Origin of the sequence: Bartonella grahamii ATCC 700132 (assembly GCF_000518085.1) — a bacterium.
GTDB classification, from domain to species: domain Bacteria; phylum Pseudomonadota; class Alphaproteobacteria; order Rhizobiales; family Rhizobiaceae; genus Bartonella; species Bartonella grahamii.
On sequence record NZ_JACX01000006.1, the window covers coordinates 110766 to 132075 of the forward strand.

Annotated in this window: 15 protein-coding genes and 1 tRNA gene; 2 read left to right on the forward strand and 14 right to left on the reverse strand. The window is 38.9% G+C overall.

What is annotated here, in order from left to right:
- Positions 1-5: 5 nt before the first annotated feature.
- Entirely contained in the window at positions 6-377 is a 372-nt protein-coding gene (gene clpS, locus U736_RS0103305) for an ATP-dependent Clp protease adapter ClpS (RefSeq protein WP_026500299.1), read from the reverse strand.
- 234 nt (positions 378-611) lie between these two features.
- On the opposite strand from clpS, the gene U736_RS0103310 reads away from it, so the two are divergent.
- Both U736_RS0103310 and U736_RS0103315 read left to right on the forward strand, forming a co-directional pair.
- The gene (locus U736_RS0103310) at positions 612-1961 is read left to right on the forward strand and encodes a D-alanyl-D-alanine carboxypeptidase (protein WP_012755035.1); all 1350 of its coding nucleotides are present in this window, start codon (positions 612-614) and stop codon (positions 1959-1961) included.
- 32 nt (positions 1962-1993) lie between these two features.
- Complete coding sequence (locus U736_RS0103315) at positions 1994-2272, forward strand: hypothetical protein (RefSeq protein WP_012755034.1); 279 nt, start codon at positions 1994-1996, stop codon at positions 2270-2272.
- Between the two features lie 1744 nt (positions 2273-4016).
- On the opposite strand, the gene U736_RS0103330 is transcribed toward U736_RS0103315, so the two are convergent.
- The 13 genes from U736_RS0103330 to tuf all read right to left on the reverse strand — a co-directional run bounded on the left by U736_RS0103330 (position 4017) and on the right by tuf (position 21309).
- Positions 4017-5408, reverse strand: a complete 1392-nt coding sequence (locus tag U736_RS0103330; RefSeq protein ID WP_012755033.1) for an L-serine ammonia-lyase — start codon at positions 5406-5408, stop codon at positions 4017-4019.
- Positions 5409-5753: 345 nt separating this feature from the next.
- Complete coding sequence (locus tag U736_RS0103335) at positions 5754-6443, reverse strand: nitroreductase (protein ID WP_012755032.1); 690 nt, start codon at positions 6441-6443, stop codon at positions 5754-5756.
- 208 nt (positions 6444-6651) lie between these two features.
- On the reverse strand, positions 6652-7038 hold the full coding sequence (locus U736_RS0103340; RefSeq protein ID WP_012755031.1) for a MerR family transcriptional regulator: 387 nt from the start codon (positions 7036-7038) through the stop codon (positions 6652-6654).
- A 545-nt stretch (positions 7039-7583) separates the two neighbouring features.
- On the reverse strand, positions 7584-11795 hold the full coding sequence (gene rpoC / locus U736_RS0103345; protein ID WP_012755030.1) for a DNA-directed RNA polymerase subunit beta': 4212 nt from the start codon (positions 11793-11795) through the stop codon (positions 7584-7586).
- A gap of 172 nt (positions 11796-11967) precedes the next feature.
- Positions 11968-16116 (reverse strand): DNA-directed RNA polymerase subunit beta, encoded by a 4149-nt coding sequence (gene rpoB / locus U736_RS0103350; RefSeq protein WP_012755029.1) that lies wholly within the window; start codon positions 16114-16116, stop codon positions 11968-11970.
- 291 nt (positions 16117-16407) lie between these two features.
- Positions 16408-16779 carry a 50S ribosomal protein L7/L12 gene (rplL, locus tag U736_RS0103355; protein WP_012755028.1) on the reverse strand — a complete coding sequence of 124 codons (372 nt, stop codon included), beginning with the start codon at positions 16777-16779 and terminating at the stop codon, positions 16408-16410.
- A 101-nt stretch (positions 16780-16880) separates the two neighbouring features.
- A complete protein-coding gene (rplJ, locus tag U736_RS0103360) occupies positions 16881-17399 on the reverse strand; it encodes a 50S ribosomal protein L10 (protein ID WP_012755027.1) in 519 nt (172 codons plus the stop codon).
- Between the two features lie 358 nt (positions 17400-17757).
- Positions 17758-18462, reverse strand: a complete 705-nt coding sequence (rplA, locus tag U736_RS0103365; RefSeq protein ID WP_012755026.1) for a 50S ribosomal protein L1 — start codon at positions 18460-18462, stop codon at positions 17758-17760.
- A gap of 4 nt (positions 18463-18466) precedes the next feature.
- Positions 18467-18895, reverse strand: a complete 429-nt coding sequence (rplK, locus tag U736_RS0103370) for a 50S ribosomal protein L11 (RefSeq protein ID WP_012755025.1) — start codon at positions 18893-18895, stop codon at positions 18467-18469.
- Between the two features lie 149 nt (positions 18896-19044).
- Complete coding sequence (gene nusG, locus U736_RS0103375) at positions 19045-19575, reverse strand: transcription termination/antitermination protein NusG (protein ID WP_012755024.1); 531 nt, start codon at positions 19573-19575, stop codon at positions 19045-19047.
- Positions 19576-19595: 20 nt separating this feature from the next.
- A complete protein-coding gene (secE, locus tag U736_RS0103380) occupies positions 19596-19808 on the reverse strand; it encodes a preprotein translocase subunit SecE (RefSeq protein WP_012755023.1) in 213 nt (70 codons plus the stop codon).
- Between the two features lie 202 nt (positions 19809-20010).
- Positions 20011-20086, reverse strand: a tRNA-Trp gene (locus U736_RS0103385).
- Between the two features lie 47 nt (positions 20087-20133).
- On the reverse strand, positions 20134-21309 hold the full coding sequence (gene tuf / locus U736_RS10870; protein ID WP_012755022.1) for an elongation factor Tu: 1176 nt from the start codon (positions 21307-21309) through the stop codon (positions 20134-20136).
- Position 21310 lies beyond the last annotated feature (1 nt).

The window sequence follows — 21310 nt, forward strand, 5'->3', positions numbered from 1 at the left end:
ATTCCTCACTTCCATTCCATTACACATTGTAACGGATGTTCATTTTGACGCGCACATTCCCTCACTTGTAATATTTTCATTTCAGCGACTTCATAAGTATAAGTTCCACATTCTCCTATCCCACTGTGATGAACATTTAACATTATTCGCGTTGCCTCTTCGAAACTTTTTTTAAAAAAGTTCTTCAAAACGAAAACAACAAAATCCATAGGTGTGTAATCATCATTAAGCAAAAAAACTCGACATAATTTAGGTTTTTCAAGTTTTGCTCTAGCCTTAGGCATTATAACCGCACCATGCCTAACTTCATCCCAATTCTTGCCCTTTTCATTATGCATAATATGAGCTATAGAGTTTATTATGAGGATCTGTCCCATTATCGTTTTCCATGCAGCACATTTTTTATTAATTTTAAATTCTTTCATGACTATTGCAATACCTGTATGTATTAGAAAAAGATTCCCTCTATGGTTAGACTTCAATCACTCACTCATAAAATAACTTCTGTAAACAAATTAGTAATACCATTCGTCTAAACTGCATCAACAAATTACAGAAAAGGAAGCTTTATAGAAGTTTTTCAGGATAAATGGAGAAATAGGATACTGCAAGTGTATATTAATTATCAAAAAATTATGCGCTACTGTAAAACAATAGCAATTTCTTTTGTTGTGTTAGCTTTTTCTTACTGTTGGGCATCAGCCACACCTCAAGGAGCCTATCCTGATAAGTATGCGGCTATTGTTATAGATGCTACTACGGGAAAAACTCTATTTCAAGCCAATGCAACACTGAAACGTTATCCTGCTTCTTTAACAAAGATGATGACATTGTACTTACTCTTTGAAGCTATGCAGATGCGTCGTGTGACACCAAATACACCAATTCCCGTTTCACATTATGCAGCAATGCGTCCACCGACAAAAATTGGGTTTAAAGCAGGCCAAACAATTTCTGCAGAATCAGCAGCTAAAGCACTCATTACAAGATCCGCAAATGATGTTGCTGCTGCCATTGCAGAATATCTTGGAGGTAGTGAAAAAAAATTCGCTCAAATGATGACTATAAAAGCTCGTAAACTTGGCATGAAACATACACATTTCGCAAATGCTTCAGGACTTCCGGATGTGCACAATTATTCTACAGCACGAGATATAGCGACTTTGTCATTAGCTTTACGTAAACATTTTCCAAAACAATATAAATTGTTCAAAACAAAAAGTTTTAATTTCCGTGGGCATAAAATTAACAGCCACAATAAACTCGTTAAAATAATGAAAGGTGTCGATGGAATTAAAACAGGATACACACAAATGTCAGGTTCTAATTTAGCAACTTCAATGCGTCTTGATGGGCGCTCTGTTGTCGCTGTTGTTATGGGAGGGAAATCATCTACTGCACGTGACGAGCATATGGCTAGCCTATTGAATCAATATTTGCCTAAAGCAAGCCAAATGAAAAGTGGTGAACGTTTAATGGCTTCTGTACGCTATCACTTACCGACTGGCGCCAATACTCCTATACCGACCATTAAAGCTGATTCAAGTAATTTTGACGATGAAATTTCGACTATGTTGACAGCATTTGCAGAACAACCTAAAAACTCCAATATCGCGATAACGGCTGTAAATAAGGTAATTATACCAATACCAAACCCTCAAAAAACTATACCAGTTGAGACTCATAAAATTGTAACAGCCTCTTTGTCCACAAATGCCGGATGGGCTATCCAAATTGGTTCTCTTCCTAGTGAAGAACAAGCAAAAACTTTACTTTTAAAAGCAAAAAATATAGCTTTTTCTACTTTAAAGCACGCATCTTCACACATGCAACTGTTTGAAAAAAGTGGGCAGCGTTATTACCGAGCGCGCTTTACAGGGTTTCAATCAAAAAAAGCTGCATTTGATGCCTGCTCTACATTAAAGAAAGCAAATTTTAACTGCTATACTGTAGCCTACTAAAAATTTTTGAATTCTGCGTTAAGGATAGTATTATGACAGATAATGCTTTTGCTTCATTCCATAAAAAAGAAATTTTATTGAAGCAATCATCCCTCCTTTCATTGCGTTCTCTTCACGATGCTGCCGCAAAACTTACTGGTTTAAAATATAATTCGACTGCATTAGATACACAATCTCTTGTTAACCTTCTCATTTGCCAAACAATACGCAATCGTCGTCTCGTAATGCCTCCTGTACGCATTCATTTACGCGTTGCTAGCCAAACTGGTAATGTGCCTATTAAAATCCGTCTAGGAGCAACAAATATTTAATTCTACAGACCATCTCTAAAAAATTATTTTATTATTAACCATTATCTACAGCCTTAGAAAACCCTTTGATAAACATACTTTTTTCTTAAATTATGGAATTGTGCTGACAGCTTTTCCAACTATCTAATACCTCCAAGCTTTCAATAAAACCATTATTAAGGACATAAAAAACACCCAATATTTTTCCACTTTTGATTTAATATAAAAATTATTCTTGATATCTTTTTGGAAAAAAATGAATAGCTTCATTGGATGAAAGCTTATCATTTTAGGGATTATTGTAAAAGTTCAATAAAGAAACTCCCTCTTAATAACGGTCTCCTCTACAACATAAACGCTGTAAAAAATAATCTAACTCCTCTTACTTTTATTTCTTTTAACAGACAACGAAAATTGGGAAATATAAATACTATCGATGAAAAAACGTAAAAGAAATTATCAGATTAAATATCATGATAACGATTTCCATAAGATTTTAATTTATAATTTATTTTTTGCATATTGAATAAGAAGTTTTCGTAAAATTCTCTTATTTTCCTTCTTATATTCAATCAGTCAAAATCGTTCGCTTGCTCATCACGAGCAAGATTGGCATTAAACTATAAAAAAAGGATGATAGTGCTGGTCTTCTCCCTCTATAAATAAAGCTGCTAATACTCTATAGGTTTTATACCATTCATGGAAAACTTACATTACACTATTCATATGCAAGATACTGATTTATAAAGATAGTTCATTATTTTGCATGTTAGATAAGAATCTCGAATATCGTAAGATTCTCTCATTTGAAATTTGTTTATGTTGAATCAATCCAAACCGTTCTCTTGCATATTACGAGCGAGATTAGTGTGTGGCGTGAGACCGTACCAAAAAGACTCAAAATGCCTATAATGAACCGTTTTAAATGCCAAGGGCTTTGGTCCCATACAGGGGGGGATGGTAAAGTGTGTAATCGTGCCAGCGTACTCTTTTTATTAAGCATAAAGATGGGGACAGCTCAATGGATTTACTGTTATACCATTCACAGGTGCCATCGCGAAATGAGTTTGGGAGCGTTGAGAGATATTTCTTTAAAACAAACTCATGAATGAGTAACACGATAATGTTCTATCGTGTGCATTCTATTCTCATGAGAATTTTGATAAATATTTTTTAATGTATACGCTATTATTTATTTTAGTTTTTTGACGGTACAGAATTTATAAATAAAAAAGATATTTCCAATATATCTCTTAATTATTGTAAATTAGCATTTCTTTTCAAAGTATTTTTTACCATACTAGGTATCAAAAGATCTTCACTTCTAAAAATTAAAATCTTTAAAATTCTCTCTCCTCATCATAATTATTCAGATTTAACACAAATTTTCCTTGGATACTCAGGTATAATCTTCCATTACTTAAAAGATATGGCTATGGAAACTTTTAAAAGCCATAAAACCCAGCTAAAAAATAATGGCAGACTGATCACTAATTTTACTTTACGCTTTTTTATTTTTTCTAAATTAGACTTTTTCCCATTTTAGAGACAAATCAGATAGATACTGATACTACTCCCCCTCCAAACTTGCATGCCAAAGCTACTATTCGTTAAGAAAACACTGAATCATCTCGAATTTATTTCAAGCTGCTGTTGCATTAAAGTGGAATTTTGATTTATAAGTAACAAAAAAACATAAGCTTTATCAGGAAATACGATCCCCCTCCCAAAAATTCCAGTTATGGATTGAAAAATGTTTCAGCTCCTAACAAGATATTGTATTGACTGCAAGACCACCTTTACTTGTCTCTTTATAGCGTTCACTCATATCATGACCAGTTTGGCGCATTGTTTCTATACAAGCATCAAGAGAAACAAAATGATCTCCATTACCATATAATGCAAGAGAAGAAGCCGTTACCGCCTTAACAGCTCCCATTGCATTACGCTCAATACAAGGAACTTGTACAAGACCTGCAACAGGATCACATGTCATTCCCAAATGATGTTCAAGCGCAATTTCTGCCGCATTTTCAATTTGAGCTGGCGTTCCACCTAACGCTGCGGTCAACCCTGCTGCGGCCATTGAAGATGCCGTTCCAACTTCACCTTGACACCCAACTTCTGCACCAGAAATAGAGGCATTATGTTTGATAACACCGCCTATAGCTGCTGCCGTTAATAGAAAATTATGTATTCCCTCTCGATCTGAATCATCATTAAATTGAAGATAATAACGCAAAACTGCTGGGACAACACCAGCTGCCCCATTTGTTGGAGCTGTAACAACACGACCACCTGCTGCATTTTCCTCATTGACTGCTATGGCATATACCGAAAGCCAATCATTTGCCCAAAGTGGATAATTGCGATTTTTCTTTTGATTTTCCAAAAGCGTTTCATGAAGCTTTTTAGCACGCCTTAGAACACGCAATCCACCAGGCAACTCACCTTCTTGTGACAGACCTCTATCAATGCAATTTGTCATCGCTGAAAAAATTTCATCAAGCCCTGTATCAAGAGAAGAACGCTCTATCTTTGTTTCTTCATTTAAGCGCTTCATTTCAGCAATTGAAAGTCCTGATTTTTCTGCCATTGATAACATTGCACCAGCAGAATCAAATGGATATGGCACCTCTAATATTTCTGGTTGTATATTATCATTCATATGGCTTAATTCATCCTCAGTCACAACAAAGCCACCACCGATAGAATAATAAATCTGCCGCAACAGAACATTCCCATCAGTATTAAGCCCTTCAAAGGCTAGTCCATTTGTATGTCCTGGGAGGATTTTCTTTCGTTCAAAAATAAGATCATGCTGCACATCAAACTGATAAGCGGGATATCCTTCTGGTTGCACTTTTTTTTCACGTATAACTTTTTCTAACAATCCCCCCATGCTATCAGGATCAACAGTAGAAGCTTTTTCTCCTAAAAGTCCTAATATGATAGCCCTATCTGTTGCATGACCAATACCCGTGAAAGCTAAAGAACCATAAAGATAAACACGTATACGAGAAACTTGAATATCAGACGACCGAGAAAAATCTCCTATCTTTTGCAAAAACATATTAGCAGCTGTCATCGGTCCCATCGTATGTGAGCTAGAAGGACCAATCCCAATTTTAAAAAGTTCAAAAACAGATAGAAACACGTATCACCTCAAAACTATAGTACAGCTTGAGCATATATGCTTTTTCATAACGTTTGTCCCGTTTAAAATCAAATTGCGAGATAAACTAAAAAAATGACAGCAATAAACACGAATGTCGCTCGTCTTGCTACCACCCAACACTTTCTCTCTATAGTGTTTTCCATTAGACTCACCTTCAAAAAACGGACAATGCCCCTAGAGCCACCGCTCTTAATGTTTCAAACGTAGTAAAATAAGTGTTAATATGCAATATTAAAATTCAATAAGGATGCGAAATTCTTATCGGAAATATTTTTCATAATGCACCAAGTTCTTCAAAACGTATGCTTAATTATATAAAATATTTTATGGATATGTTTCAATGAAACGTACAAAGTTTTCTAACGGTTCTCGTTCTGTCTCAAAATTGTTTTCTGGAGCACTCATATCGCGATAACCAAGTGCCATACCACAGATAATATGGCGATCAGAAGGAATAGATAAAAGCGTACGAATCTGTTTATGATAATCAGCAAAAGCAGCTTGAGGACAGGTATCTAATCCAAATCCACGTGCAGCTAACATAATGGTCTGCATAAACATACCCAAATCAAGCCAACTCCCCATTTCCATGTCGTGATCCATTGTAAATAAGAGTCCTACAGGTGCATCAAAAAATAAAAAATTTCGCGCCTTTTGATGAAGTATTTTTTCTTCATCACCTTTTTGAATTCCAAGACTCTGATAAAGATCCAAACCAACTTTTCGACGCCTTGAAATATAAGGCTCACGCCACTGACGTGGATAATAACTATACTCACGCTCTCCTTTTACACCTGAAAGCACAAGTTGTGAAAGCTCTTGCCCTACTTTCTGTAATACACTTCCTGTAAGCACAATCACTTGCCATGGCTGAATATTTGTTCCAGATGGTGCACGTGCTGCAAGTTTTAAGATTTCTTTGATTGTTTCCAAACTAACTGGCTGATCAGTAAAAGCGCGAATTGACTTTCGTGATAAAATAGATTGAAAAACACTCATAGGAGAGACTGCCATTGTTTTTACTTTCTTTATGAAAAATAATTTTTTTACTTATCAAGGACAATATATTGCGAAAATACCTTCGCAGCTTTTTTCGAACACTCTATTTCTTTAAATAACTTACACATTTCACGTAGTGTTAAAGATTCCCCTTAGAGATAGTATAACCCATCTCTTTTAATAGAAAAAAATTGTCTAAAAGCAGATGAAATAAATTTTATAATCAATGATTAACCCCCAACTCCGCTAAGCTCTCAAAAAAACTCTCCTCAATTCGTTCTAAATCCTGTAGAAGATCATCAATATCATGCTGCATCTGCTTTAAATCAGCTCGTTTTTTATGAATTCCTGCAATTAATTTCTTAAGCTTTTTCTCATCATCAGGTGGTTTTCCAACCATTGTCAACATATCAGATATTTCAGACAACGAAAATTTAACTCTTTTAGCACGCAGAATTTGTTTTAACTTATGACGATCCGTTTGTGTATAAAGCCGTGTATTTCCACGCCGAAAAGGAATAAGAAGTCCCTCTTCTTCATAATAACGCAAAGTCCGAGCTGTTATTGAAAACTCACGTGTTAATTTTCCAATTGAATAATATTCGTACATTTTTTCATTCTGTCTTCATAGCTCTCATTGTGATAAGAAATATGTCTATTTTTTATAATACTTAGTGAGCACTCTAATCTCTACTCTCCTGCATTCTAATTTAGAAGAAGATACATTCTTGTCATACAAGTATTGTATAGTAGAGAATCAATTATTTTTTAGATTACAGAAAAGACTATCGATCTTTCATTATAAGTCCTTTAAAATCTTTATAGAAGATATCAATCAACAATTTTCCTAAAATTCAAAATCAATCATTATTCGATTTGTAGATAATCAACTCTTTTCCTTGAATATGGCTTTTGAGCTTCACATATTTTGGAAAAATTCTATACTGCTTTTAGCAAATTAAGAAACTTTAAAATAAAGCAACAAAAAAGATAAGCATCATTACAAAATAATAAGCTACTAAAGATGTTTAAAATAACTATCGCCTTATAATTTTTGATATTTTCAGGAAAATATGCAACTTCTACATTTCGAGATAAAAAAACGTCTGAACTTTCTATTCAGACGTTTTTTTATTATGTGATGTTATATTTAAATTATTCAGCAACAGCCCCAGTTGTCATATTTGTCAACATAGCCTTTGCCACTTCGTTATTACTAGACTTACGCTGCTCATCTACAATCAAATCATCACGAACGGCAGCAATACGACGGATTTGAGAAATCGTACCACCTGTACCTGCTGGAATAAGACGACCGACAATAACGTTCTCTTTAAGTCCTTGCAAAGTATCAATTTTACCAGAAACTGCTGCTTCAGTAAGAACACGTGTTGTTTCCTGAAACGATGCCGCTGAAATGAAAGAAGGCGTTTGAAGAGAAGCTTTTGTAATTCCAAGAAGAATGGGATTACCAGATGCAGGTTTCTTCCCTTCTGCAATCAAATTATCATTGATTTCATCAAGTTCAATACGATCAACATTATCACCTGGAATATAACCAGAATCTCCAGATTCAGTAATTTCAACTTTTTGCAACATTTGACGAACAATCACTTCAATGTGCTTGTCATTAATAAGAACTCCCTGCAAACGATAAACCTCCTGAATCTCATTAACAAGATAAGATGCCAAAGCTTCAACCCCCTTAATCGCCAAGATATCATGAGGTGCTGGATTTCCATCAAGGATATAATCTCCCTTTTCAATTTGATCACCTTCTTGGAAGTGAAACAACTTACCTTTTGGAATCAAATATTCTACTGCCTCAAGAGTTTCATCATTTGGTTCAATAATGATACGACGTTTATTCTTATAACCACGGCCGAATCGAATCGTACCACTTACTTCAGCAATAATCGCATGATCCTTTGGACGACGCGCTTCAAAAAGCTCAGCCACACGTGGTAAACCACCCGTAATATCTTTCGTCTTGGCACTTTCCATTGGCAAACGAGCAATAACATCACCAGCCTTAACATGAGCACCAAGCTCAACAGAAAGAATAGTTTCCACTGACATCATATACCGGGCTTCACCTCCCTTATACAATTTAGCAATGGATTCACCTTCTTTATCTGCATGGATAATAATGGCTGGTTTAAGATCCGCACCACGTGGATTAGCGCGCCAATCAATCACCAAACGCTTCGTAATACCCGTAGATTCATCAGCTGTTTCAGTGACAGATAAACCATCAATCATATCTTCAAAACCCACATAGCCTTCAACTTCCGTTAAAATTGGACGTGTGTAAGGATCCCATTCTGCTATACGTTGGCCACGTTTAACCATATCACCATCATCAACAAAAATATGGGCACCATAGCTAACACGATGTACAACGCGCTCTTTTCCTAACTCATCCTTGATAAGGATAGCCATATTACGCCCCATCACAACCAAATGTCCTTCAGAGTTACGAACCACATTACGATTACGAATCTCCACCTTACCTTCATAAGATGCCTCTAAATAAGATGAATCAACAACCTGCGCAGTTCCTCCTAAGTGGAAAGTACGCATAGTAAGCTGTGTTCCCGGCTCACCAATGGATTGAGCAGCAATAACACCAACGGCTTCTCCCTGATTAACAGGTGTTCCACGCGCCAAATCACGACCATAGCATTTTGCACAAACACCAAGACGTGTTTCACATGTTAAAGCAGAACGAATTTGAACAGATTGAATTCCAGCTTCTTCAATCTTCGCGACATCAGCTTCCTCAATCATCGCTCCACCTTCAAGGATAACCTCTCCAGAGACAGGATGTAGGATATCAACAAGCGCTGTACGACCAAGAATCCTTTGCCCAAGGGAGGCAACAATTTGTCCTGCATCAACAATTGGCTGCATGGTAAGCCCTTTTGCGGTACCACAATCAACTGCTGAAATAATAGCATCCTGTGCAACATCAACAAGACGCCGTGTTAAATAACCAGAGTTTGCCGTCTTTAACGCAGTATCAGCAAGTCCTTTACGTGCACCATGCGTGGAATTGAAGTATTCATTAACAGTTAGACCTTCTTTAAAATTTGAAATAATGGGGGTTTCAATAATTTCACCCGATGGTTTTGCCATTAATCCACGCATACCGGCCAATTGTCTCATCTGGTTAGCAGAACCACGTGCTCCAGAATGCGACATCATATAGATCGAATTCATCGGCCGTTGACGACCTGTTTTAGGATCAAAATCAACGGCTTGAATACGTTTCATCATTTCATCTGCAACGCGATCCGTACATTTACCCCAAGCATCTACAACCTTATTGTATTTTTCACCTTGTGTAATCAAACCGTCATTATATTGCTGTTCGTACTCCTTAGCCAAAGCTTCTGTCTCTGCAACTAAACGCGACTTACTATCAGGAATAACCATATCATCCTTACCGAATGAAATTCCTGCACGACAAGCATAAGAAAAGCCAAGCTGCATAATACGGTCACAAAAAATAACCGTCTCTTTTTGTCCACAGTGCCGATAAACATGATCAATCATTTTAGAAATATTCTTTTTCGTCATTTCTTGATTGACAATATCAAATGAGATATCCGAATTTCTTGGCAAAAGCTCACCAATAATCAAACGCCCAGGTGTCGTATCATAAAGTTTAGAAACTTCTTTTCCATCCTTCCCCATATTCTTAACACGGCCTTTAATCTTCGTATGAAGCGTTACAACCTTATTTTCCAAGGCATAATGAAGCTCACCTATGTCAGAAAAAGCCATTCCTTCACCTGGTTCTTTTTCAGAAACAATTGAAAGATAATAAAGACCAAGAACCATATCCTGTGAGGGAACAATAATTGGGGCACCATTGGCCGGATGAAGAATATTATTGGTCGACATCATCAAAACACGGGCTTCAAGCTGTGCTTCAAGAGAAAGCGGAACGTGAACCGCCATCTGATCTCCATCAAAATCCGCATTAAAAGCAGTACACACCAGTGGATGAAGTTGAATAGCTTTGCCTTCAATTAAGATAGGTTCAAAAGCCTGAATCCCCAAACGGTGCAATGTTGGCGCACGGTTGAGTAAAACAGGGTGTTCACGAATAACCTCATCCAAGATATCCCAAACTTCTGGGTGTTCTTTTTCAACAAGCTTCTTTGCCTGCTTTACCGTTGATGAATAGCCTTTTGCATCAAGCCGCGCATAAATAAAAGGCTTAAACAATTCAAGAGCCATTTTTTTGGGAAGACCACATTGATGCAATTTTAATTCAGGACCCGTCACGATAACAGAACGCCCCGAGTAATCAACACGCTTCCCAAGTAAGTTCTGACGAAAACGTCCTTGCTTACCCTTCAACATATCTGATAGGGACTTGAGAGGACGTTTATTGGCTCCAGTAATCACACGCCCACGTCGTCCATTATCAAACAATGCATCAACAGCTTCTTGTACCATACGCTTTTCATTGCGCACGATAATTCCAGGAGCACGCAATTCAATCAGCCGTTTCAAGCGGTTATTACGATTAATAACCCGCCGATAAAGATCATTCAGATCTGATGTTGCAAAACGCCCACCATCAAGCGGAACCAATGGACGCAAATCCGGTGGAATAACCGGAATTGTTTTCATAATCATCCACTCTGGCTTATTTCCAGATTCAAGAAAATTTTCAACGATTTTAAGTCGTTTAATCAGTTTTTTCTGCTTTAACTCTGAAGTTGTTTCAGCTAATTCGAGACGCAAATCATTGGCGATTTTATTTAACTCCATACCAGCTAAAAGCTCGTAAATAGCTTCAGCGCCAATCATAGCTGTAAACTGATCTTCTCCAAACTCATCAATAGCAAGCATATATTCTTCTTCAGAAAGAAGCTGATGGAGCTTAAGAGATGTCAATCCTGGTTCGGTTACAATATAATTCTCAAAATAAAGAACCCGCTCAATATCTTTTAAAGTTAAATCTAAAAGTGTAGAAATACGACCTGGTAATGATTTAAGAAACCATATATGCGCAACAGGTGCCGCAAGTTCAATATGCCCCATACGCTCACGACGTACGCGCGAAAGAGTAACCTCTACACCGCATTTTTCACAAATAATGCCCTTATACTTCATGCGTTTATATTTGCCACATAGACATTCATAGTCTTTAATAGGGCCAAATATACGTGCACAAAAAAGACCATCACGCTCTGGTTTAAAAGTCCTATAATTAATAGTCTCAGGCTTCTTAATCTCACCATACGACCAGGACAAAATTTTCTCAGGACTCGCAATAGAAATGCGAATAGAGTCAAATGTCTGCGCTGGCGCTTGAGGATTGAAAAGATTCATGACCTCGTGGTTCATGCTGTTCTCCTTCAAAGATTCTTAGAACCTGTTGTAATATCTCATTTGTTTTATAACAGATCTTCTTTAAAATACATTTACTTTTAAAAATGACCTGTATAACCTTAATAAGGTTATTGAGCCTCTTAAAATAATCAGAGCGCAGCCTTTTTCTACTGCGCTCCTTGAATTATTATTCTGCTGTATCAGACAATGCCCGCTGTGCAATAAGTTCACGCGCATCATCAAGCTCCACATTAAGAGCAAGTGAGCGCATTTCTTTTACCAACACATTAAAGCTTTCGGGTATACCCGCCTCAAATGTATCATCACCACGCACAATTGCCTCATAGACTTTCGTTCGACCAGCCACATCATCTGATTTTACTGTTAGCATCTCCTGCAAAGTATATGCAGCACCATAAGCTTCAAGTGCCCAAACCTCCATTTCACCAAAACGCTGACCACCAAACTGTGCCTTGCCTCCTAATGGCTGCTGCGTAACAAGTGAATAGGGACCAATAGAACGTGCATGAATCTTATCATCAACAAGGTGATGCAATTTCAACATGTAAATATATCCCACCGTTACTGGACGATCAAAAGGCTCTCCAGTACGACCATCATAAAGCGTAACCTGCCCTGAACTATCTAAGCCTGCGTCCTCCAGCATAATGTTAATATCAGACTCATGTGCTCCATCAAAAACAGGCGTTGCAATTGAAACCCCTTTCTTCATCTGTAATGCCAATTTGTAAAGGCTTTCATTATCATACTGACGGACTGGTTCATTTTGATTATCATCAGGCATAAGATTTTCAATACGCTGACGCAACGGCAATATATCCCCAGTCTCTTGATACAATTCTAACAAATCACCAATCTTCTTGCCCATCCCCGCACATGCCCAACCAAGATGCGTCTCAAGAATTTGTCCAACATTCATACGACTAGGCACACCAAGCGGATTCAAGACGATATCAGCATGAGTCCCATCTTCAAGAAATGGCATATCTTCTACGGGAAGAATACGTGAAACAACACCCTTATTCCCGTGACGTCCTGCCATCTTATCACCTGGTTGGATTTTGCGCTTCACAGCCACAAAAACCTTCACCATTTTCATGACACCAGGAGGCATTTCATCACCTCTTTGGACCTTTTCAACTTTATCCATAAAGCGACGTTGTAATGCTTCTTTTGATTCATCATATTGCTTGCGCAAAGCTTCAATTTCATTTTGAAGCTTTTCATCCTCAACAGCAAATTGCCACCACTGGGATCGTGGATAATGCCCCATTACTGTACTATCAAGCTTTTTGCTGCCCGAAAAGCCTTTCGGACCTTCTACAGCAACTTTACCTGTCAACATATCAGTAAGGCGCGCATAAACATTGCGATCAAGAATAGACTGCTCATCATCACGGTCTTTTGCTAAACGCTCAATTTCTTCACGCTCAATTGCCATCGCACGTTCATCTTTTTCCACGCCATGGCGATTAAAAACGCGAACTTCAACAACAGTACCAAAAGTTCCAGGAGGCATACGCATAGAAGTATCACGAACATCGGATGCCTTTTCCCCAAAAATTGCACGCAGAAGCTTTTCTTCCGGCGTCATGGGACTTTCACCTTTTGGGGTAATCTTTCCAACTAAAATATCACCTGGTTGAACTTCAGCACCAATATAAATAATGCCAGCTTCATCAAGATTTCTTAACGCTTCTTCCGCAACATTAGGAATGTCGCGCGTAATTTCCTCAGGCCCAAGTTTTGTATCGCGTGCTGCAACTTCAAATTCCTCAATATGAATTGAAGTAAAAACATCATCAGCAACAATGCGCTCGGATAACAAAATAGAATCTTCATAATTGTATCCATTCCAAGGCATAAAGGCTACGAGAACATTCCGCCCAAGAGCTAAATCACCAAGATCCGTGGATGGACCATCTGCAATGATATCACCTTTCTCTACCCTATCACCGACATGTACAAGAGGACGCTGATTAATACAAGTGGACTGATTAGAACGCTGAAATTTCTGTAGGCGATAAATATCAACGCCTGATTTTGAAGGATCTAAATCTTCTGTTGCACGGATAACAATACGGGTAGCATCGACTTGATCAACAACACCACTACGTTTTGCACTCACAGCAGCTCCTGAATCGCGCGCAACAATGGCTTCCATTCCCGTCCCAACAAATGGCGCTTCAGCACGTACAAGAGGAACTGCCTGACGCTGCATGTTCGATCCCATAAGCGCACGATTCGCATCATCATTTTCCAAAAAAGGAATAAGCGCTGCTGCAACTGAAACCAACTGTTTTGGTGAAACATCCATCAAATCAACATGATCACGCGGCGCCATTAAAACTTCACCAGCATGACGGCAAACAACAAACTCTTCTGTAAAACGACCTTCACTATCTAATGACGAATTAGCTTGAGCGACATAATGCTTTGCTTCTTCCATCGCTGAAAGATAAATAACTTCTTTTGTGACTTTTCCATCAACAATTTTTCGATATGGGCTTTCAATAAAGCCATATTTGTTAACTCGCGCAAATGTTGCTAAGGAGTTAATCAGACCAATATTGGGGCCTTCTGGTGTTTCAATGGGACAAATACGACCATAATGCGTAGGATGTACGTCACGGACTTCAAAACCCGCACGTTCACGAGTCAAACCACCTGGACCAAGAGCAGAAAGACGGCGCTTATGGGTAATCTCCGACAATGGATTAGTTTGATCCATAAACTGCGACAATTGCGAAGACCCAAAAAACTCACGAACTGCTGCTGCAGCAGGCTTTGCATTGATCAAATCCTGTGGCATAACTGTATCAATTTCAACCGATGACATACGCTCTTTTATCGCACGCTCCATACGAAGAAGACCAATGCGATATTGATTTTCCATTAACTCCCCAACGGAACGAACGCGACGGTTGCCAAGATTATCAATATCATCAATTTCGCCACGACCATCACGCAATTCAACCAACATCTTAACAACAGCGAGAATATCCTCTTGGCGTAAAATGCGAACTGTATCTGGACAATCAAGATCCATACGCAAATTCATCTTAACACGCCCAACGGCTGAAAGATCATAACGCTCTGGATCAAAAAACAATGAATGGAACATTGCTTCTGCTGTATCGATTGTTGGGGGCTCACCTGGACGCATCACTCGGTAAATATCAAATAACGCATCCTGCCGACTTTCATTTTTATCCACCTTTAAAGTATTGCGGATATAAGCGCCAATATTCATGTGATCAATATCAAGGATATTGATTTGATCAGCACTAACATCAAGCAAAACTTTTAATACTTTTTCGTCAATTTCATCACCAGCTTCAAGGTAAATTTCACCTGTTTCGTAATTGACGATATCTTCGGCTAGATAACAACCTAATAAATCATCTTCACTAACTTTAACCGCTTTAAGTCCTTTTTCTGCCAAAGACTTCGCAGTACGAACTGTTAATTTTTTACCAGCCTCCGCGACGACTTCACCACTATCTGCATCTATAAGGTCAGAAATGAGCTTCATTCCTTTAAAGCGATCAACAGAATAAGGAACTCGCCATCCTTCTCCATCACGCTCATAAGTCACTTTATCATAAAACGTCGATAAAATATCTGACGCATCCATACCCAGTGCCATCAAAAGACTAGTAACAGGAATCTTGCGCCGTCGATCAATACGCGCATAAATGATGTCCTTAGCATCAAACTCAATATCAAGCCAAGAACCACGATATGGAATAACACGAGCAGCAAAAAGAAGCTTTCCTGATGAATGGGACTTTCCTTTATCATGGTCAAAAAAGACACCAGGAGAACGATGCATCTGCGAAACAATAACACGTTCCGTACCATTAACAATAAAGGTACCATTCGTCGTCATTAAAGGCATATCGCCCATATAAACGCCTTGCTCTTTAATGTCTTTGATATCTTTGGAGCCAGTATCCTCATCAACATCAAAAACAATCAAACGTAATATGACCTTTAATGGGGCAGCATAAGTTAAATCACGTTGACGGCACTCCTCAACATCAAATTTTGGTAAATCAAATTCATAACCAACAAACTCAAGCATAGCTGTACCGGAAAAATCTGAAATAGGAAAAACCGATTTAAAAACAGCTTGCAAACCTTCATCTGGTCGTCCACCTTTCGGTTCCTCAACCATGAGAAACTGATCGTATGACGCTTTTTGAACCTCAATAAGATTCGGCATTTCTGCTACTTCAGGAATCTTACCAAAAAATTTGCGTACGCGCTTACGACCATTGAATTGAGACATCATTGCGTGAGTCTGAGCCATCGTCGCTCCTTGATCTTTACTCTTCAAGGTAGACCAACCTTGAAAGCCTTATATCATTAACCTGCATATGCAGACCAGTTCACTTGATACTCAATAATGAGCATCTTTAACTTTCCCCATCAACATAAGCCATTTATCTTTTTGACTCTATGATGAAGGGACGGGTAGTGCCAACCTATCCCGTTACTGTTACGAAACCGTTGGGAAAAGGTTTTTTTACTCATTATTTTTCCTCTTTGTATTAAGAGAAAGAAAATCGGCGAACATAAATGCCCGCCGATAAAATTAAATTTACTTAAGTTCCACTTTAGCACCAGCAGCTTCAAGTTGAGATTTAATTTTTTCTGCTTCCTCTTTAGAAGCACCCTCTTTAATAGGCTTAGGTGCCCCTTCAACCAGATCTTTAGCTTCTTTAAGACCAAGTCCAGTAAGAGCACGAACTTCCTTAATAACATTAATTTTTTGCGCGCCACCTTCAACAAGAATAACATCAAATTCTGTTTTTTCTTCAGCAGCTGGAGCAGCAGCACCAGCAACAGCAGCGACAGCTACAGGAGCAGCAGCCGAAACTCCCCACTTCTCTTCAAGTAACTTAGAAAGCTCAGCGGCTTCCAAAAGGGTTAAATTAGAAAGGTCTTCTACGATCTTCTCTAGATCAGCCATTTTTAAATTCCTTCAATTAAAAGATTTGAACCATTATTAAATCTTATCCAAAAAAACAGAAAAGCATTAAAGCCCTTCCATAAACGTGAATACAAACAGCCTTAAGCCGCCTTATCCTCCTGAGCATATGCTCCAATGACACGTGCAACCTGACCAGCAGGAGCATTAACAACCTGTGCAATACGGGTCGCAGGGGTAGAAATCATACCCACAAGTTTTGCACGCAACTCGTTTAATGAAGGCAATGAAGCCAATGACTTCACAGCATCTACAGTTAAACTTGTTGCACCCATTGAACCGCCAAGGATGACAAATTTGTCATTGCTTTTCGCAAAATCAACAGCAACTTTCGGTGCTGTGATTGGATCTTCTGAATAAGCAATAAGTGTTTGTCCAGTAAACAAACCCACTATCGATTCAGATTCCGTGCCCTGAAGAGCGATTTTAGCAAGACGGTTTTTGGCGACTTTAACGGCACCGCCAGCTTCACCCATTTTCGAACGTAGATCATTCATCTGTGAAACTGTCAGACCGGAATAATGTGCAACAACAACAGAACCAGACTTCCGAAAAGCCTCGTTAAGCCATGTAACAAATTCGCGTTTCTCCGCTCTATTCACTGTCTCTCTCCATTTAACAGATTTGCTTAAAACAAACCTGTTGGTTACCTTTGATAACATAGAATACTTCATGTCACCGATGAGGATCCTGTCCCCTTTTTCACGCATAACGATCAAAGGCAACCTTGGCTCAAACCCTTTAAGTCTTTTAACTCTCAGTTTTTACCCCAGTCTCATGCAGGTTTTTTTTGATTAAGATACTTAAAAGCATCACCTACAATCTCGGACAGGATATTCCGGAATTTCTTCCGGTATAACCTAAGCCCTATAAAGCTTAGATAGTTAAATGCTGATCAAAACCAGCATTTTAAATACAATTTTGATATTCACATACCCCAAAATAAAATTATAAATCAGCTTACACTAGCTCTGAACGAACCGTTGCTGGATCAACTTTAACACCAATTCCCATAGTCGAAGAAACAGCAACGCGCTTAATATACTCACCTTTTGCACCTTGCGGTTTGGCTTTAATAACTGCACTTGCAAAGGCCTTTATATTTTCTACGATTTTTTCAACACCAAAAGAAGCCTTACCAATACCAGCATGCACAATACCAGCTTTTTCCACACGAAACTCAACAGCACCACCTTTAGAAGCTTTGACAGCACCGGCAACATCAAGTGTTACAGTACCAACTTTCGGATTCGGCATCAAACTCCGCGGACCAAGAATCTTACCAAGACGACCAACAAGAGGCATCATGTCTGGTGTTGCAATACAACGATCGAAGTCTATAGTCCCTCCATTAATGCTTTCAAACAAATCTTCAGCCCCTACAATATCAGCTCCTGCCGCCTTAGCTTCCTCAGCCTTATCCCCACGAGCAAAAACGGCAACACGAATATTTCTTCCTGTTCCATTAGGCAAATGAGCAACTCCTCGAACCATTTGATCAGCATGACGAGGATCAACACCCAAGTTCATTGAAATTTCGATTGTTTCATCAAACTTAGCAACTGCACGCTCCTTAACCATTGAAACGGCATCTTTTAAAGCGTAAAGTTCATTAAAATCAATATCTTTTCGGATGTTTTTTATTCTTTTTGCTACGTTTGCCATAATATTAGCCCACCACTTCCAAGCCCATCGAGCGAGCAGAACCTTCAACCATACGCATTGCTGCCTCAATGTCATTCGCATTAAGATCTTTCATTTTTGATTCCGCAATCGAACGAATTTTATCGCGAGAAATGCTTCCTATAGACACTTTACCAGGCTCTTTTGAACCAGATTTCAGGTTTGCTTCCTTCTTTAAAAAGAATGATACAGGAGGCGTCTTGAGAGAAAATGTGAAAGACTTATCTTGGTAATACGTAATAACAACTGGAATCGGTGCTCCCTTTTCCATTTCTTGTGTAGCTGCATTAAACGCCTTACAAAATTCCATGATATTAATACCGCGTTGCCCAAGAGCTGGACCAATCGGTGGAGACGGAGTAGCAACTCCTGCAGGAACCTGCAACTTAAGCTGACCTATACTTTTTTTTGCCATAACAATCTGCCTTTAATTTCACTGGTATACTGACAATTTATCTTGCCCATTACCCGCCGCAGTCACGTGGTTCGGATCATTAAGCCGACAAAAGCCATAAATCACCTCCCACTCCTTCCTTAAAGTAATTAAAACTACTCTAAGTTTAATCAGAGTTTTTCAACCTGACCAAATTCCAAATCAACAGGCGTAGGACGCCCAAAAATAAGCACTTCAACCTTAAGACGAGAGCGCTCTTCTTCAACCTCTTGAACAATTCCATTAAACGAAACAAAAGGACCATCAGCAACGCGAACCTGCTCTCCAACCTCAAACAATACAGAAGACTTTGGAGACTCAACCCTTTCTTGAACTTGTTTGAGAATTTGCTCAACCTCTCGATCAGAAATGGGAACAGGACGCGCATCCGATCCTAAAAAACCTGTCACTTTAGGCGTATTCTTAATAAGATGATAAACTTCATCTGTTAACTCAGCACGAACAAGAACATAACCAGGAAAAAATTTCCGCTCAGCATCAACTTTGCGTCCACGACGAACTTCTACAACACGCTCTGTTGGAACAAAAATCTTTTCAAAAAGATGATCAAGTCCTTTTTGCTTTGCTTCCTTATCAATAGCTTCCGCTACTTTCTTTTCAAAATTTGAATATGCCTGAACAATATACCAACGAGCTGCCACAGTCACACTTCCTTACATTCTCAACTAAAAAGATATTTCAGAAGATCAATAACCCGCCAAACACCAAAATGCATAACTTGATCCACAATAAAAAAGAAAGCTGAAGCCAACGCAGTTACCAACAAAACCATAACAGTAGAAATAACCGTCTCACGACGTGTAGGCCATTTCACTTTAATTGTTTCTGCATAAACCTGCTTCAAAAAGGTAATCGGATTGGTTTTAGATGCCATCGTCACACTATACTCTCTCTAGCCCTATTGTGTTTTATACAAAAATAAACAGAAAGAAATGCAAAAGCCAACTTTCAGACTTATGCAATTTCCTCACTTCTTATTCAATACAGTTTCATACACAAAAAAACAAGCCCTATATCAAAAAAAGCGAAAAAGGCAGCAAAATCCACTCCCTTATATGTAAAATTCTATTCCCCTTTGGCAGGGGCAGCAGGACTTGAACCCGCGACCTGCGGTTTTGGAGACCGCCGCTCTACCAACTGAGCTATACCCCTAACTCTCAAAACTAAAACACTTTTAACATCCCTTTAACAAGCATTATTTATTCAATGATTTTAGAGACGATACCGGCACCAACAGTACGACCACCTTCACGAATAGCAAAACGAAGCTTCTCTTCCATCGCTATCGGAACGATCAACGAAACATCCATGGCAACATTGTCGCCTGGCATAACCATTTCCGTTCCTTCTGGAAGCGTAACAATACCTGTAACATCCGTCGTACGGAAGTAAAACTGAGGACGATAATTCGTGAAAAATGGTGTATGACGTCCACCTTCATCTTTTGTCAAAATGTAAGCTTCTGCTTTAAAACGTGTATGAGGCGTAACAGATCCTGGCTTTGCCAATACTTGACCACGCTCAATCCCTTCACGGTCAACACCACGAAGCAGAGCTCCTATATTATCACCCGCTTGACCCTGATCTAAAAGCTTGCGGAACATTTCAACGCCTGTAACCGTCGTCTTAGACGTTGGACGAATACCGATAATCTCGATTTCCTCTCCAACTTTAATAACACCACGCTCAACACGACCCGTAACAACGGTTCCACGACCCGAAATCGAAAATACATCCTCTATCGGCATCAAAAATGGTTGATCAACAGGACGTTCAGGGGTTGGAATATAATTATCAACTTCACTCATTAAAAGACGAACAGCATCTTCACCAATGCTTTTATCCTTATCCTCAAGAGCTGCCAACGCAGAACCTTTAACAATTGGTATATCATCGCCTGGAAAATCATATTTGGATAAAAGTTCCCGAACCTCAAGCTCTACAAGCTCCAAAAGTTCTGCATCATCAACCTGATCAACTTTATTAAGAAAAACAACAATTGCTGGAACACCAACCTGACGCGCAAGCAAAATATGCTCACGTGTCTGAGGCATTGGACCATCAGCTGCTGAAACAACCAAAATAGCACCATCCATCTGTGCTGCCCCTGTGATCATGTTCTTCACATAATCAGCGTGTCCTGGACAATCAACGTGCGCATAGTGACGATTTTCCGTTTCATACTCAACGTGCGCTGTAGAAATAGTAATTCCACGTGCGCGTTCCTCTGGGGCAGCATCAATTTGATCATAGGCTTTAAATTCACCAAAATATTTCGTAATCGCTGCTGTCAACGAGGTCTTCCCATGATCAACGTGACCAATCGTACCAATATTAACATGCGGTTTTGTTCGTTCAAACTTGCTCTTCGCCATC

Coding starts and splice junctions, on each gene's coding strand:
- U736_RS0103335 (WP_012755032.1), bottom strand. CDS start 6,443: ATGGCAGTCTCTCCTATGAGTGTTTTTCAATCTATTTTATCACGAAAG.
- U736_RS0103315 (WP_012755034.1), top strand. CDS start 1,994: ATGACAGATAATGCTTTTGCTTCATTCCATAAAAAAGAAATTTTATTG.
- rplL (WP_012755028.1), bottom strand. CDS start 16,779: ATGGCTGATCTAGAGAAGATCGTAGAAGACCTTTCTAATTTAACCCTT.
- clpS (WP_026500299.1), bottom strand. CDS start 377: ATGGGACAGATCCTCATAATAAACTCTATAGCTCATATTATGCATAAT.
- U736_RS0103340 (WP_012755031.1), bottom strand. CDS start 7,038: ATGTACGAATATTATTCAATTGGAAAATTAACACGTGAGTTTTCAATA.
- rpoC (WP_012755030.1), bottom strand. CDS start 11,795: ATGAACCACGAGGTCATGAATCTTTTCAATCCTCAAGCGCCAGCGCAG.
- rplK (WP_012755025.1), bottom strand. CDS start 18,895: ATGGCAAAAAAAAGTATAGGTCAGCTTAAGTTGCAGGTTCCTGCAGGA.
- secE (WP_012755023.1), bottom strand. CDS start 19,808: ATGGCATCTAAAACCAATCCGATTACCTTTTTGAAGCAGGTTTATGCA.
- rplA (WP_012755026.1), bottom strand. CDS start 18,462: ATGGCAAACGTAGCAAAAAGAATAAAAAACATCCGAAAAGATATTGAT.
- rpoB (WP_012755029.1), bottom strand. CDS start 16,116: ATGGCTCAGACTCACGCAATGATGTCTCAATTCAATGGTCGTAAGCGC.
- tuf (WP_012755022.1), bottom strand. CDS start 21,309: ATGGCGAAGAGCAAGTTTGAACGAACAAAACCGCATGTTAATATTGGT.